The organism is Bradyrhizobium sp. Pha-3, from assembly GCF_042258325.1.
Taxonomy (GTDB): domain Bacteria; phylum Pseudomonadota; class Alphaproteobacteria; order Rhizobiales; family Xanthobacteraceae; genus Bradyrhizobium; species Bradyrhizobium elkanii.
The window spans coordinates 9,163,591-9,177,417 of sequence record NZ_CP170151.1 but is presented as its reverse complement, the minus strand read 5'-3'; the positions used below and the strand labels follow the sequence as shown (position 1 = coordinate 9,177,417).

Here is a 13,827-nt window from a genome sequence, read left to right as displayed (position 1 = left end):
TCGGGCGCCGAGGCTGAAATATAGCTTAAACCGGGGAAAATCCAGCGATCGAGCCGTGTTTTTGGCCGGTCTGGGCGATCAAATCGGGCAATTGGCGCATATCGGCGAAGGTGACGGCCGCGCCGGCCTGGCGCAGCATGTCCTGATGTTCCGCCGTGCAATGGCTGCCGCCGTAAAAACCGAGCACGGTCATCCCGGCGGCGCGGGCGCCGGTGATGCCGGCCACGCTGTCCTCGATCACGACGCAACGCGCGGGGTTGGCGCCCATCTGCGCGGCCGCGAACAGGAAGAGATCGGGCGCCGGCTTGCCGCGCTTGACCTGGGTGGCGGAGAAAATATGCGGCGCGAGCTGGTCGTAGAGCCCGGCGCAGGTCAGGCCGCGATGGATCTTTTCCGTCGTGCCGCTGGAGGCCACGCATTTCGACAGATTGAGCGCGGCGATCGCCTCGCCGACATGCGCGATGGCGTTGAGATCGTCGGCATAGAAACTGAGCGTCGCGTGCTTGACCTCGGCCTCGAAGGTCTCGGGCAGCGCGCGGCCGATCTCGCTCTCGACGATCCGCCGCGCCTCGCGATCGGACACGCCGAGGAAGCGCTTCAGCACTCCGTCAGGTGTAATCGGAAAGCCGTGCCGCGTCAGCGTTTCCGCATGCGCGCGACAGGAAATCACCTCGCTGTCGACCAGCACGCCGTCGCAATCGAAGATGACGAGATCGAATGTCATGGTGGGGTGACGCGTTCCCGCACGCGCCTAGGCCTTGCTGTCTTCGTCGAGCGGGACGCAATACAGCTCGAGACGATGATCGACCAGCTTGTAGCCGAGCTTGCGCGCGATCTCGGCCTGCAGCTTCTCGATTTCCTCGGAGGTGAACTCGATCACCTTGCCGTCGCGCAGATTGATCAGATGGTCGTGATGACTCTCGGGCATCTGCTCGTAGCGCGCGCGGCCCTCGCGGAAGTCGTGGCGCTCGATGATGCCGGCGTCCTCGAACAGCTTGACGGTACGATAGACGGTCGAGATCGAGATCTTGTCGTCGACCGCAACGCAGCGGCGGTAGAGCTCCTCGACGTCGGGGTGATCCATGGCCTCCGCCAGCACGCGTGCGATCACGCGGCGCTGTTCGGTCATGCGCATGCCGGTCGCAGCGCAGCGCGCCTCGATGCCGGTATTCTTCTGCGCAGGCGTGATTTTCACCGTCGTCATGGGTCCTTGGCAGGTCCTTGGCCAGTCCTTGGGCCTTGGATGGCAGAGCAGGCGCTGTTCTGCCATCGCGCCGATGTTACGACAAGTCGCGGCGCATCAGAAGCGCGTTCAAATGTTCCCCGCCGGGCTGCTTGTAGTAGCGTTCGCGGCGGCCGATCACGCCGAATCCGGCCCTTTCATAGAGCCGTCGCGCCGGCTGATTGTTCTCTTCCACCTCGAGGAAGATGGTGCGGATGCCGCGGCCGGCAAGATGGCCGAGATGGGTCAGCAGCAGATCGCGCGACAGGCCGCGGCCGCGCTGATTGGAATCGATCGCAATCGACAGGATTTCGGCTTCGTCCGCCGCCATCCGCGAGACGGCAAAGCCGATCACGTTGCGTCCCTGCCGCAGCCGGTGCACCAGCGTGTTGCGCTCGGTCAGCATCGCCTCGAATTCGCCCTCGCCCCAGCCGCGATGAAACGACGCGCTGTGCAATTGCGCGAGCCGCGCCGCATCGCGCAGCGACGCGGGCTCGATCACGGGCGGACCGCCGCCCCACCATCGTGACAGCCAGCCGATCATGTCGATCGCGGCGTGCTGATTTCGAGCCGGTCCTTCGGCGGCTTGGCGTCGGGCGCACGCAGATAGAACGGCCGCGGCGGCGCGGTCTCAGGATCCACGGCCGCGCCGATCCAGGCGACCCAGGTAATATCGGGCGCGGGCTGCCGGTCGACCTTGACCGGCGGTGCGGCGTCGGCGGGCCAGCGCTCGGCGAGGATATTGGCAGCATTGCCGACCAGATGCAGCGCGCCGTGTTGGGAGGCCTCGAGCGCTTCCGCGATCGGCGCGACCTTCGGCTTGATGATCGGGCTGCCGTCGCCGCTCACCAGCTGGAAATAGACGTGATCATGCCGCGCATCGATCGCCGACAGGATCGCAGACGCGCCGTTCTCGGCGACCACAGGCGCGGCGTAGGCGGCGAGCGTTGACAGCCCGACCACCGGTTTTTCCGCGGCCAGCGCCAGGCCGCGCGCCGCCGAGAGGCCGACGCGCAGGCCGGTGAAACTGCCGGGGCCGGTGGTGACGGCGATGCGGTCGAGCCCGGCAAAGCCGATGCCGCTCTCCTTCATCACCCGAGCGATCAGCGGCATCAGCGCCTCGGCATGGCCGCGCTGCATCGCCTGCGATTCAATGGCGATCGTATTGCCGGAGGTGGTGTCGAGCACCGCCGCGGAGCAGGCGTCGAGCGCCGTATCGATGGCGAGAATCATCATGGGAGGGCGAATAGCGAATAGGGAATGGCGAACAGGGATCCAGCGGAGAATGCTATTCGCGATTCGCCACTCGCCATTCGCCGCTCCATCACATCGGCCGAACTTCCTGCACGTCGGGCACGAAGTGCCGGAGCAGGTTCTGGATGCCGTGTTGCAGGGTTGCGGTCGATGACGGGCAGCCGGCGCAGGAGCCCTTCATGTTGAGGTAGACGATGCCGTCCTTGAAGCCGCGGAAGGTGATGTCGCCCCCGTCATTGGCAACCGCGGGGCGCACGCGGGTCTCGATCAGGTCCTTGATCTGCTCGACCGTCTCGGCGTCGGCCTCGTCGAAGAACTCGTCTTCCTCGTCGCGGGCGTCGTCGCTGCCGGCGGTGCCGTCGGCGAGCAGCGGCGCGCCGGACATGTAGTGCTCCATGATGGCGCCGAGGATCGCGGGCTTGAGGTGCTGCCAGTCGCCGTCCGCCTTGGTCACGGTGATGAAGTCGCCGCCGTAGAACACGCCGGTAACGCCGGATACGGCGAACAGCCGTTCGGCGAGTGGCGAGCGCGCGGCGGATTCGGGCGAGGAGAATTCCATGGTGCCGCTGTCGAGCACCATGCGGCCCGGAATGAATTTCAGCGTGGCGGGATTGGGCGTGGCTTCGGTCTGAATGAACATTTGCTGTCTCCGGCGTCGCCGGTTCAAGGCCGGCGCGTTGGGTTCCATTATAGCGTTTTCCAGCGAAGTGACACCGGTTCGCGAAGAAAACGCGACAAATCAACGAGTCAGATGGCAACTAAAAAGCCCGCGATCAAGCCGCAAAACCGCGGTTCCAGGCGCATACCCATGCCCGGAAGCGGGTCCGGCGCCGGTAACGCGCTAGGACAGGGCGTCGATCTCGGCGTCGGTCAGGCCGCCCGGCACGATGGTCACCGGGATCGGGAATGCCCCCATGGTCTTGGCCATGGTGGTGATGATCGGCCCGGGCCCCTCGGCGCCCGGATTGGCGGCCAGCACCAGCGATGCGATATCGACGTCCTTGTCGATCACGTCGAGGATCTGCTCGATCGGGTCGCCCTCGCGAATCACCCGCTCCGGGGTGATCGCGGCGATGCCGTTGGCACGGCCGGCGGCGCGGTCGAGCGCCTCGTTGGCGGCCTCCTCGGCCTCCGCGCGCATGATGTCGGCGACCCCGAGCCATTGCTGGTTCTGGTCCTCGGTTTCGATCACCCGCAGCATCACGACGCCGCCGCCGACCCGGATCGCCCACCGGCTGGCGTAATAGACCGCGCGGTCCCATTCCGCAGTGTCGTCAACGATGACGAGGCATTTCGGCTTGTGACCTGACTCGTAGCTTCGTCGCTGGGTGGTCATGCATGTCCCGGTGCTGAACCAAACCAACCCATGGTGCCATACTCCCTCGCCGTTTGGGAGAGGGAGCGCGCAGTTCCTGCCTTGTGTGTCAGCGCGGACGGATGAAGCCGACGATATCCTTGGTGATGCGCATAGTCTCGTCGGCGATGCCGCGGGCGCGGTTGGCGCCGTCGGCGAGGACTGCGTCGACATGGCCGGGATCGGCGACCAGCTTCTTCATCTCGGAGGCGATCGGCGCCAGTTTTGCGACGCAAACCTCGACCAGGGCGTTCTTGAACGTAGAGAATTGCCCGCCGCCGAATTGCGTCAGCACCTCTTGCTTGGTGGTGCCGGCGAGCGCCGCATAGATGCCGACCAGGTTGTCGGCCTCGGGGCGGGTCTCGAGGCCCTTTTCCTCCGACGGCAGCGGCTCCGGATCGGTCTTCGCCCTGCGGATCTTCTGCGCGATGGTGTCGGCGTCGTCGGTGAGGTTGATGCGGGAATTGTCTGATGCATCCGACTTCGACATCTTCTTGGTGCCGTCGCGCAGGCTCATCACCCGCGTCGCCGGCCCCGTGATCAGCGGCTCGGGCTGCGGGAAGAACAGGCCGTCGGCAAAGCCGTGGCCACGAATCGAATCGCCGAAGTCATTGTTGAACTTCTGTGCGATATCCCGCGAGAGCTCCAGGTGCTGCTTCTGGTCCTCGCCGACCGGCACATGGGTGGCGCGGTACAACAGGATGTCGGCGGCCATCAGCACCGGATAGTCGTAGAGGCCGATGGAGGCGTTCTCGCGGTCCTTGCCGGCCTTCTCCTTGAACTGCGTCATGCGGTTCAGCCAGCCGATCCGCGCGACGCAGTTGAAGATCCAGGTCAGCTCGGCATGGCCGGCGATCTGGCTCTGGTTGAACACGATGTGCTTCTTGGCATCGATGCCCGCGGCGATGAAGGCCGCGGTGACCTCGCGGGTGTTGCGGGCGAGCTCAGCCGGGCCGCCCCAGACCTCGACGCCCTGCGTGATCGCATGCATGTCGACGACGCAATAGATGCAGTTGTGGGTCTGCTGCATCTTCACGAAGTTGACGATGGCGCCGAGGTAGTTGCCGAGGTGCAGATTGCCCGTCGGCTGGACGCCTGAGAAAACCCGTTCAACGAACGCCATGGTCTAATTCCCGGAAATGGCTAGTTTTGCCGCGTCGTTTGCCACTTAAGCTCCGCGCGCGCAAGTCAGGCGGGGCGCCTTTGCCGGACGGCGTTAATCGCCTCGCGCCAGCCGGTGACGCCGAAAAGCTGCAAGAACAGCCCGTAACCGGCGATACCTGCCGCGATCAGCACGAGCAGGGAGGCTGCCTGCACGAAACCGTGGCTGCCGGCGGACGGCAGCGCGCCCTCCGCGAGCCAGAGCACGGCGCCCATCGCGAGCGCCGCGACCAGGATGCGCGGCAGCCGGCGGCGCGCATCGGCATCGATCGAGAAGCCGAAGGTCGCGGCCCCCTTGCGGATCAGTGCCAGTGCGTTGCTCCAGGCGCCGAGCGCGATGCCTGCGGCAATTCCGCTCGCACCGAAGATCTGGCCGAGCAGGAAGGCCGCCGCGATCGCCACCACGACCGCTTTCAGCGTTGCGAGCAGCGGCGTCAGCGTGTTCTCGCGCGCAAAGAATGCCGGCGACAGCGCCTTCACCAGCACATGCGCCGGCAAAGCCAGCGTCAGCCAGGTCAAGGCTTGCGCGGTTGCCGCGCTATCCTGGGCGGTGAACGCGCCGTGCTCGAACAGCATCCGCACGATCGGCTCGCTCAGCACCATCAGGCCGAGCGTCGCCGGCAGCGCCAGCCCGACCGCGAGCTCGAGGGCACGCGATTCCGCATGCGCGATCGCGCTGGATTCGCCGCTGCGCACGGCGCGCGTCATCTCCGGGATCAGCACCGTGCCCATGGCGACGCTGACGATGCCGAGCGGCAGCTCGAGCAAGCGGTTGGCGAAATAGAGCCAGGACACCGCCGACGGCGAGGTCGATGCGATCACCGCGCCTGCCACCATCAGCCATTGCGGCGCGCTGCTCGCGACCATGCCCGGGACCGCGCGGCCGAGAAAGCGGCGCATGTCAGGATCGAAGGACACGCTGAGCGGCGAAGCGAGTTTCGCGCCGCGCAGCGCCAGCATCGACAGTTGCAGGAAGCCGGCGATGCCGATCGTCGCCGCCATGACAAGCGCCGCCTGCGCCGGTTCCTGCTGCAGCACCAGCAGCACGGCCATCACTGATATCAGCGCGATGTTGAACAACAGCGGTGAGAACGCGGTCAGCGCGAAGCGCCCCTGCGCGCTGAGCAGCGCCATCATCACGGTGACCGGGCCGGCGAAGGCGAGATAGGGTAGCATCAGCCTCGCGTCGTCGACGGCGAATTGCAGTGTGTCGCGGCCGACGAACCCCGGCGCGATCGCCGCGATCACCAGCGGCATCAGCACGCCGATGACGAGCGCGGCCGCGATCACGGCGGCGCTGATGGTGCCGAGCACACGGCCAGCAAAGGCGGTTGCCGCGTCCAAGCCGCCGGCATCGCGCGCCTTCAGCCAGGCCGGCACCAAAGCGGCATTCAGCCCGCCCTCGGCCAGCAGCCGTCGCACCACGTTCACAAGCTGGAACGCCGCCAGGAACGCATCCGCCACCGGCCCCGCACCCAGCAGCGCCGCGATCACGGAATCGCGCACGAAGCCGAGCAGTCGTGAGGCCAGCGTTCCCGAGGAGACCGTGAGGAGGGAGCGGAACATGGGGTCTGTATAGCAGTAGCAGGTATTGCTTCCAGTGGTGCCGTCTTAAACCCGTCATCCTGAGGTGCGAGCGAAGCGAGCCTCGAAGGATGAATCGGCCAGAGCCGGGCCGCGCATCCTTCGAGACGCGCGTTCCGCGCTCCTCAGGATGACGGAACGTAGAGCTTCCCTTGCTGCCCCGAGCCTGAACGTGATAGGCCGCCACTCTTGTTGGGTGGCGTTAACACAGGGCAGGTCTATGGCTGACGCAAAATACGACGTTCTTGGGATCGGCAACGCGATCTTCGACGTGCTGGTGCAGACCGACGAGGCATTCCTTGCCCGTCACGGCATGACCAAGGGCTCGATGCAACTGATCGACGAGGCGCGCGCCACCGCGATCTACGGCGACATGGGGGTGGCGACCGAAATGTCGGGCGGTTCGGCCGCCAACACCATCGTCGGCGTCTGCAGTCTCGGCGCCCGCGCCGCCTATGTCGGAAAGGTCAAGGACGACCAGATCGGCAAGCTCTACGTCCACGACATCCGCGCCGCCGGCGTCGCCTTCGACACTGCGCCGGCCAAGACCGGCCCGGCCACCGGCTGCTCCTACATCCTGGTGACGCCGGACGGCGAGCGCACCATGAACACCTATCTCGGCGCCGCGCAGGACCTGACGCCGGACGATATCGATCCGGCCCAGATCGCGGCCGCCGGCACCATCTATCTCGAGGGCTATCTCTGGGATCCGAAGAACGCCAAGGATGCCTTCGTGAAGGCGGCGACCATCGCGCACGGCGCGGGCCGCCAGGTCGCGCTGACGCTGTCGGATTCGTTCTGCGTCGATCGCTACCGCGACGAATTCCTCGACCTGATGCGCAAGGGCATCGTGGATCTGGTGTTCGCCAACGAGTCCGAGCTGCACTCGCTGTACCAGACCTCGGATTTCGACACCGCGCTGAAGCAGTTCGGCAAGGACACCAAGCTCGGCGTCGTCACCCGCAGCGAGAAGGGCTGCGTCGTGATCTCCGGCGACAGCGTCGTCGCGGCGCCCGCCTCGCCGATCGACAGGCTTGTCGACACCACCGGCGCCGGCGACCTGTTCGCCGCCGGCTTCCTGGTCGGTCTCGTGCGCAATGTCGGCCATGAGAATGCCGGCCGGCTCGGCGCGCTCGCCGCCGCCGAGGTGATCCAGCACATCGGCGCCCGGCCGCTGGTGTCGCTGCAGTATCTGGCGAAGCAGCAGGGGCTGCTGGTTTAGCCAAAGTCCTTCTTCACCTCTCCCGCTTGCAAGCGGGAGAGGTCGACGCGCGAAGCGCGGCGGGTGGGGGCTCTCTCGACGATATGACTCGCGTGAAAAAGCCCCCACCCCAACCCTCCCCCGCAAGCGGGAGAGGGAGCAGAACGGCATCACGCCGTCTTCGCCGCCTTCAATCCCAGCCGCTGCTCCACCGCGTCGCGCATCACGAATTTCTGGATCTTGCCGGTCACCGTCATCGGGAATTCGTCGACGAACTCGACATAGCGCGGGATCTTGTTGTGGGCGATCTGGCCCTGGCAGAAGGCGCGGACCTCGTCGGCGGTGAGCGTTTCGCCCTGCCTGATCCTGACCCAGGCGCACAGCTCCTCGCCATAGCGCTCGTCGGCGACGCCGAAGATCTGCACGTCCTGGATCTTCGGATGGCGGTAGAGGAATTCCTCGATCTCTCTGGGATAGAGGTTCTCGCCGCCGCGGATCACCATGTCCTTGATGCGGCCGACGATGTTGCAATAGCCCTCGTCGTCGATCACGGCGAGGTCGCCGGTGTGCATCCAGCCATTGGCGTCGAGCACGTCTGACGTCTTTTCCTTCTCGTCCCAGTAGCCGAGCATGATGCTGTAGCCGCGGGTGCAGAGCTCGCCGCGTTCGCCGCGCGGCACCACCTTGCCGTCGAGATCGACCACCTTGACCTCGACATGCGGATGGATGCGGCCGACGGTCGAGACGCGGCGCTCCAGTGGATCGTCGGTCGCGCTCTGGAAACTCACCGGGCTGGTCTCGGTCATGCCGTAGGCGATCGTCACCTCGCGCATGTTCATCTCGGTATTGACGCGCTTCATCACCTCGATCGGGCAGGGCGCCCCGGCCATGATGCCGGTGCGCAGCGAGGACAGATCGAAGCGCGCGAAGTCGGGATGGTCGAGCTCGGCGATGAACATGGTCGGCACGCCGTACAGCGTCGTGCATCTCTCCTGTGCGACCGTCGTCAGCGTCGCCAGCGGATCAAAGCCTTCGCCGGGATACACCATGGTGGTGCCGAGCGTGACCGAGGCGAGGTTGCCCATCACCATGCCGAAGCAGTGATAGAGCGGCACCGGAATGCAGATGCGGTCCTGTTCGGTCAGGCGCATGGCGCGGCCGGTGAAGTAGCCGTTGTTGAGGATGTTGTGATGGGTCAACGTCACGCCCTTCGGCGAGCCGGTGGTGCCGCTGGTGAACTGGATGTTGACGGGATCGTCGAATTGCAGGCTCTCGCCGAGCGCCACAAGCTGCTCGCGATGGCGCTCGCCTCCCATCTGCGATACCGCATCGAATGGAATGGTGCCCGGCGCCGCCGGTCCGCCGATCTGGATCACGGCGCGTAGTTGCGGCAGCCGCGCCGAGCGCAGATGGCCGGGCTCGGAGCTTGCAAGCTCGGGCAGCAGTGTGTTCAGCATCTCCATATAGGCCGAGGTCTTGAATGCAGTCGCCGTCACGATCGCGGCGCAGCCGACCTTGCCGAGCGCGAATTCCAGCTCGCTGAGGCGATAGGCCGGATTGATGGTGACGAGGATCAGTCCGGCTTTCGCGGCGGCGAATTGCGTCAGCGTCCATTCCGGGCGGTTCAGCGACCAGATGCCGATCCGCTCGCCGCGTTGCAGCTCGAGCGCGAGAAAGCCCGCCGCCAAGGCCTCGACGCGCTCGGCGAATTCGTTCCAGGTCCAGCGCACGTTGTGGCTCGGCGAGACCAGCGCCTCGCGCTCGCCCCAGCGCGCCCGTGCACGGTCGAGGCTGCGGCCGATGGTTTCACCGAGCAGCGGCATATCGGAAATGCCGCAGACATAGCTGTCTGCCTTGCTGTCTCCCTTGGGTGTGGGTGCCAAGCTCGTCCTCCTCGTGGTCGTGGTCGTGGTCGTGTTCGCTTCGCCGCGCTTTTTTGCGCGATCTTAGTCGTTTGGCGCCGATGGGACAGGCCCGACCAATGGCGGGTATGGTTTTCGATTGTAGCGGTGACGGGTTCCGCTTCACCTCGCCCCGCGCGCGGGGAGAGGTCGGATCGCATCGAAGATGCGATCCGACTGAGGGGAGTCTCTGCGAGTCCAATTGCGACCGTCTGCGCGGAAGTAGCCCCTCACCCCAACCCCTCCCCGTAACAACGGGGAGAGGGAGAGGAGTCCCGTCACGGCTGGTACGACTTATCTCATCGAGCCTTACGCCGCTCTCTGCCCGCTGCCGGCGTCCAGCCCGGCATAGATGCCCTTCTCGAAGCCTGCGAAGGCTTCCAGGCTGTGCTTGTCGGCGAACGGCAACAGCTGGGTCAGGATCACGCCGCAGACGTCGCGCGACGGATCGATCCAGTAATAGGTGTTGGCAAGGCCCGCCCAGGCGAGGCTGCCGGCGCTGCGGCCTTCCGGCGTCTTGGCGGTGTTGATGAGGAAGCTCAGTCCCCACTTCTTGACGATGTCGGGATATAGATCGACATCGTTGGTGTACATCGGCAAGGCCGTCGTCATCTTGCCGACGGTGAGCTCGCCGATGTGATTCTGCCCCATGGTCGCGACCGTCTCGGCCTTCAGCACCTGATTGCCGTTGCCTTTGCCCTTGTTGAGGATCATCTGGCAGAACTTGATGTAGTCGGCCGCGGTCGAATACAGGCCGCCGCCGCCCATGTGGAATTCAGGATTCTGCTCGAGCTCGAACGGGATTGCCGCCAGCGTGCCGTCCTCGCCGCGGGCATGCATGCCGACCAGCCGCTTGCGCATGTCGTCGGAGATCTTGAACGCGGTGTCGCTCATGCCGAGCGGTGCGAACATGTTGTCGCGCAGATAGGCATCGAGCTTCTTGCCGGATGCGGCCTCCACGGCCTTGCCGACGAAGTCGATATTGGTGCCGTACTCCCAGCGCGTGCCGGGATCGGTCATGATCGGCGTCTTCAGCGCGGCATTCAGGCAGGTGATGATGCCGGGCGTGCCGGTCTTTTCCAGATATTTGCCGAGGTTGCCGTCCCACATATCGTAGGCGAAGCCGGCGGTGTGGGTCATGAGCTGGCGCAGCGTGATCGGCTTTTTCGCCGGCCGCAGCTGCGGCTCGCCCTTGGCGTCGAAGCCGTCGAGCACCTGCACCGCGGCGAGATCGGGCAACAGCTTGCCGATCGGCTCATCGAGCGAGAGCTTGCCCTGCTCGACAAGCTGCATCGCGCCCGCCGAGGTCACCGCCTTGGTCATCGAGGCGATCCAGAACACGCTGTCCGCCGTCATGGGATCGCTCTTGGAGAGGTCGCGCTTGCCGAACGCGCCTTCGTAGATCACGTCCTTGCCGGTGGCCGCGATGGCGACCACGCCGGGAATTTCCTTTGCCTCGCTCTTCTGGCGCAATACCTGATCGATCTGGGCCTTGCTCTGCATTGGGGGCTTCCTCCGGTGGGGTTTATTGTTTTGAAGTGGGCGGATCATCCTCCCGCTTTTCCGCTCCCGCAAGGCGGGCGCGATGCGACGATGTCGCGATGTCGTGAAGGCCGGGCCGCTAGGAACGGCCTTGGTCGGGAGGCGTTCACCACGCGCGCAGATTTTGCAGGGGACGCCGCGCAAGTCCCGGTGACCTCCGCAAGCGGCCACGGTAACGTGATCAAGGAATGATTTTCGTACCTGATTATTTGCATTAACGCATTCAGATCGCTGCACAAACGGTGCGGCGGATTGGACCGGATTTGACGAAAAGATTCGTCATTTCCCGCCTTGCGGGGGCGCAGCAATGATTTCGACATGGAGTGAATGGAAGCGCTATCCGCGGCCGGGCCGCGGCGAGAATATCGAGGCGCCGATCAGCCCAGGTCTCTACGAAGTCCGCTACGCGGGTACCGGCGCACTGCACTCGTTCGAGGCCGTCGAGAATGTCGCGCAGGCGCTGGCACTGCTGCGGTCCGGCGCCAAATCCTGGTTCGGCCGCCGCGATGCGCGGGCGCAGGCCGACCTCGAATACCGGACCTGCGCGACCTCGACCAAAGCGGACGCCAAGGCCGCGGCCGAGCGCATGATCGGCCGTCGGGAAACCTATATGTCCGGCGGCGCAGTCTGAGCGCCGCTGCACGTCGGCGCGTGGAAAAGATCGCGCGCGAGCCCTCAATATTGCTTGAAGCAGGGTCGCGCCCGGCGCCGGTGCATCGCAGCGGCTTTCCGCTTATATAGGCGGCGAACACCCCCAAGAAATTCCAGAAATTACAGGAGTAACGCCATGACCCCGCCCGTTGCCGCACGCGCCACCCAATCCGCAGCATCCTCCCTGCAAAGCCGCCTGAAGGACCCCTCGCTGCTGCGCGACCGCTGCTATATCGATGGCGCCTGGGTCGGCACCCCCGAATTCGCCGTCAACAATCCGGCGACCGGCGTCGAGCTGATCAAGATCCCGCAGCTGAGCGCCGATGACGCGACCAAGGCCGTCGAGGCCGCCGAGCGCGCGTTTCCGGCCTGGGCCAAGCTGACCGCGAAACAGCGCTCCAACATCTTGCGCAAATGGTTCGATCTGATCATCGCCAATCGCGAGGATCTCGCGCTGATCCTGACCTCCGAGCAGGGCAAGCCGCTGGCGGAAGCGCTCGGCGAGGTCGATATCGGCGCCGCCTATGTCGAATTCTTCGCGGAAGAGGCGCGTCGCGTCTATGGCGAGACGATCCCGACCCAACGTCCGGACGCGCGGCTGCTCGCGATCCGGCAGCCGATCGGTGTCTGCGGCGCCATCACCCCGTGGAATTTCCCGAACTCGATGATCACCCGCAAGGTCTCGCCGGCGCTGGCGGCCGGTTGCACCGTGGTGCTGAAGCCCGCCAACGAGACGCCGCTGTCGGCGCTCGCGCTCGTTGCGCTGGCCGAGAAGGCCGGCGTGCCGAAGGGCGTGTTCAACATCATCACCGGTGATGCGCCGCCGATCGGCAAGGTGCTGTGCGAGCATCCGGCCGTGCGCTTCGTCGGCTTCACCGGCTCGACCGAGGTCGGCAAGATCCTGTACCGGCAGGCGTCGGTCGGCGTGAAGAAGCTCGGCCTCGAGCTCGGCGGCAACGCGCCGTTCGTGGTGTTCGACGATGCCGATATCGATGCCGCGGTCGAAGGCGCCATCGTCTCGAAGTATCGCAACATGGGCCAGACCTGCGTCTGCGCCAACCGTCTCTATGCCCAGGACAAGATCTACGACGCGTTCGTCACGAAGCTGTCGAAGAAGGTCGCGGAGATGAAGATCGGCGACGGCACGGAGCAGGGCGTGACGCAGGGGCCGCTGATCAACATGGAAGCGATCGAGAAGGTCGAACGGCACATCGCCGACGCCGTGAAGGGCGGCGCCAAGATCGTGACCGGCGGCAAGCGCTCGTCGCTCGGCCGCAGCTTCTTCGAGCCGACGGTGCTTTCGGATGTGCGGCCGGATGCGCTGGTGTCGCACGAAGAAACCTTCGGCCCGCTCGCGCCGGTGATCCGCTTCAAGGACGAGGCCGACGTGATCGCGATGTGCAATGCCTCGCCGTTCGGTCTCGCTTCCTACTTCTACTCGCGCGACATCGGCCGCGTCTGGCGTGTCGCCGAGGCGCTGGAGTCGGGCATGGTCGGCGTCAACTCCGGCCTGATCACGACCGAAGTGGCGCCGTTCGGCGGCGTCAAGGAATCGGGCCTCGGCCGCGAAGGCTCGCGCCACGGCATGGATGAATATGTCGAGATCAAATACGTGATGATGGCCGGCGTCTGATCGCCGTGGCTGCGTGTCCCTTCGCCGTGGCGGGCGAGGGGACGCATGCCGGTGAATCCATCGGTCGTCGTTGTCGATCGCTCCGTTCGCCGGCATCCGCGGTCTGCGACAATTCACCGCGACGATTGGATGCAGCGCGTCGATCGCGACGACGATCGCATCAAGAATCCCTCTAACCTCGAAGGTGGCGATTAGAAGCAAGCCGCATGCGCGCAAACGCCGATTCAGCGAAGGAATAATCGAAATGCGGAATCTGCCGCATCGATGTCGCTTCATGCAGCAGGTGTTATCCCGGTTGCTTAGATGCGTTCTAGTTGGCCTCAC

Annotated in this window: 13 protein-coding genes; 3 read left to right on the top strand and 10 right to left on the bottom strand. The window is 65.4% G+C overall.

What is annotated here, in order from left to right; translation table 11 throughout:
* Positions 1-25: 25 nt before the first annotated feature.
* From ACE10X_RS43750 to murJ, 8 genes are all read right to left on the bottom strand, one after another.
* Positions 26-724, bottom strand: coding sequence for an HAD family hydrolase (locus ACE10X_RS43750; protein WP_375763872.1), 699 nt, complete (start codon positions 722-724; stop codon positions 26-28).
* A gap of 27 nt (positions 725-751) precedes the next feature.
* Positions 752-1,204 carry a Fur family transcriptional regulator gene (locus tag ACE10X_RS43745; RefSeq protein WP_038382592.1) on the bottom strand — a complete coding sequence of 151 codons (453 nt, stop codon included), beginning with the start codon at positions 1,202-1,204 and terminating at the stop codon, positions 752-754.
* Between the two features lie 76 nt (positions 1,205-1,280).
* On the bottom strand, positions 1,281-1,766 hold the full coding sequence (gene rimI, locus ACE10X_RS43740) for a ribosomal protein S18-alanine N-acetyltransferase (RefSeq protein WP_038382591.1): 486 nt from the start codon (positions 1,764-1,766) through the stop codon (positions 1,281-1,283).
* Complete coding sequence (tsaB, locus tag ACE10X_RS43735; protein ID WP_038382590.1) at positions 1,763-2,458, bottom strand: tRNA (adenosine(37)-N6)-threonylcarbamoyltransferase complex dimerization subunit type 1 TsaB; 696 nt, start codon at positions 2,456-2,458, stop codon at positions 1,763-1,765. The genes rimI and tsaB overlap by 4 nt, the downstream gene beginning before the upstream one ends.
* Before the next feature lie 88 nt (positions 2,459-2,546).
* Entirely contained in the window at positions 2,547-3,116 is a 570-nt protein-coding gene (locus tag ACE10X_RS43730) for a NifU family protein (protein ID WP_018269252.1), read from the bottom strand.
* A 201-nt stretch (positions 3,117-3,317) separates the two neighbouring features.
* Positions 3,318-3,812 carry a universal stress protein gene (locus ACE10X_RS43725; RefSeq protein WP_038382589.1) on the bottom strand — a complete coding sequence of 165 codons (495 nt, stop codon included), beginning with the start codon at positions 3,810-3,812 and terminating at the stop codon, positions 3,318-3,320.
* An 88-nt stretch (positions 3,813-3,900) separates the two neighbouring features.
* The gene (gene trpS, locus ACE10X_RS43720) at positions 3,901-4,953 is read right to left on the bottom strand and encodes a tryptophan--tRNA ligase (RefSeq protein WP_038382588.1); all 1,053 of its coding nucleotides are present in this window, start codon (positions 4,951-4,953) and stop codon (positions 3,901-3,903) included.
* Between the two features lie 65 nt (positions 4,954-5,018).
* Positions 5,019-6,557, bottom strand: coding sequence for a murein biosynthesis integral membrane protein MurJ (gene murJ / locus ACE10X_RS43715; protein ID WP_038382587.1), 1,539 nt, complete (start codon positions 6,555-6,557; stop codon positions 5,019-5,021).
* Between the two features lie 238 nt (positions 6,558-6,795).
* Here murJ and ACE10X_RS43710 point away from each other — a divergent pair, with 238 nt between their 5' ends.
* Positions 6,796-7,797 (top strand): adenosine kinase, encoded by a 1,002-nt coding sequence (locus ACE10X_RS43710; RefSeq protein WP_038382586.1) that lies wholly within the window; start codon positions 6,796-6,798, stop codon positions 7,795-7,797.
* Positions 7,798-7,946: 149 nt separating this feature from the next.
* On the opposite strand, the gene ACE10X_RS43705 is transcribed toward ACE10X_RS43710, so the two are convergent.
* Together ACE10X_RS43705 and ACE10X_RS43700 are read right to left on the bottom strand one after the other, a co-directional pair.
* Positions 7,947-9,599: an AMP-binding protein gene (locus ACE10X_RS43705; RefSeq protein WP_375764661.1), complete on the bottom strand. Its 1,653-nt coding sequence runs from the start codon at positions 9,597-9,599 to the stop codon at positions 7,947-7,949.
* A 387-nt stretch (positions 9,600-9,986) separates the two neighbouring features.
* A complete protein-coding gene (locus ACE10X_RS43700) occupies positions 9,987-11,180 on the bottom strand; it encodes a serine hydrolase (RefSeq protein WP_038382584.1) in 1,194 nt (397 codons plus the stop codon).
* Positions 11,181-11,526: 346 nt separating this feature from the next.
* Here ACE10X_RS43700 and ACE10X_RS43695 point away from each other — a divergent pair, with 346 nt between their 5' ends.
* Together ACE10X_RS43695 and ACE10X_RS43690 are read left to right on the top strand one after the other, a co-directional pair.
* On the top strand, positions 11,527-11,850 hold the full coding sequence (locus tag ACE10X_RS43695; protein ID WP_038382583.1) for a hypothetical protein: 324 nt from the start codon (positions 11,527-11,529) through the stop codon (positions 11,848-11,850).
* 156 nt (positions 11,851-12,006) lie between these two features.
* A complete protein-coding gene (locus ACE10X_RS43690) occupies positions 12,007-13,503 on the top strand; it encodes an NAD-dependent succinate-semialdehyde dehydrogenase (RefSeq protein ID WP_038382582.1) in 1,497 nt (498 codons plus the stop codon).
* The last annotated feature ends 324 nt before the right edge of the window (positions 13,504-13,827 follow it).

What these genes read in the sequence shown, in the direction of transcription:
- murJ (WP_038382587.1), bottom strand. Translation starts at nt 6,557, where the DNA reads ATGTTCCGCTCCCTCCTCACGGTCTCCTCGGGAACGCTGGCCTCACGA.
- ACE10X_RS43750 (WP_375763872.1), bottom strand. Translation starts at nt 724, where the DNA reads ATGACATTCGATCTCGTCATCTTCGATTGCGACGGCGTGCTGGTCGAC.
- tsaB (WP_038382590.1), bottom strand. Translation starts at nt 2,458, where the DNA reads ATGATGATTCTCGCCATCGATACGGCGCTCGACGCCTGCTCCGCGGCG.
- ACE10X_RS43705 (WP_375764661.1), bottom strand. Translation starts at nt 9,599, where the DNA reads ATGCCGCTGCTCGGTGAAACCATCGGCCGCAGCCTCGACCGTGCACGG.
- rimI (WP_038382591.1), bottom strand. Translation starts at nt 1,766, where the DNA reads ATGATCGGCTGGCTGTCACGATGGTGGGGCGGCGGTCCGCCCGTGATC.
- ACE10X_RS43690 (WP_038382582.1), top strand. Translation starts at nt 12,007, where the DNA reads ATGACCCCGCCCGTTGCCGCACGCGCCACCCAATCCGCAGCATCCTCC.
- trpS (WP_038382588.1), bottom strand. Translation starts at nt 4,953, where the DNA reads ATGGCGTTCGTTGAACGGGTTTTCTCAGGCGTCCAGCCGACGGGCAAT.
- ACE10X_RS43725 (WP_038382589.1), bottom strand. Translation starts at nt 3,812, where the DNA reads ATGACCACCCAGCGACGAAGCTACGAGTCAGGTCACAAGCCGAAATGC.
- ACE10X_RS43710 (WP_038382586.1), top strand. Translation starts at nt 6,796, where the DNA reads ATGGCTGACGCAAAATACGACGTTCTTGGGATCGGCAACGCGATCTTC.
- ACE10X_RS43745 (WP_038382592.1), bottom strand. Translation starts at nt 1,204, where the DNA reads ATGACGACGGTGAAAATCACGCCTGCGCAGAAGAATACCGGCATCGAG.
- ACE10X_RS43695 (WP_038382583.1), top strand. Translation starts at nt 11,527, where the DNA reads ATGATTTCGACATGGAGTGAATGGAAGCGCTATCCGCGGCCGGGCCGC.
- ACE10X_RS43700 (WP_038382584.1), bottom strand. Translation starts at nt 11,180, where the DNA reads ATGCAGAGCAAGGCCCAGATCGATCAGGTATTGCGCCAGAAGAGCGAG.
- ACE10X_RS43730 (WP_018269252.1), bottom strand. Translation starts at nt 3,116, where the DNA reads ATGTTCATTCAGACCGAAGCCACGCCCAATCCCGCCACGCTGAAATTC.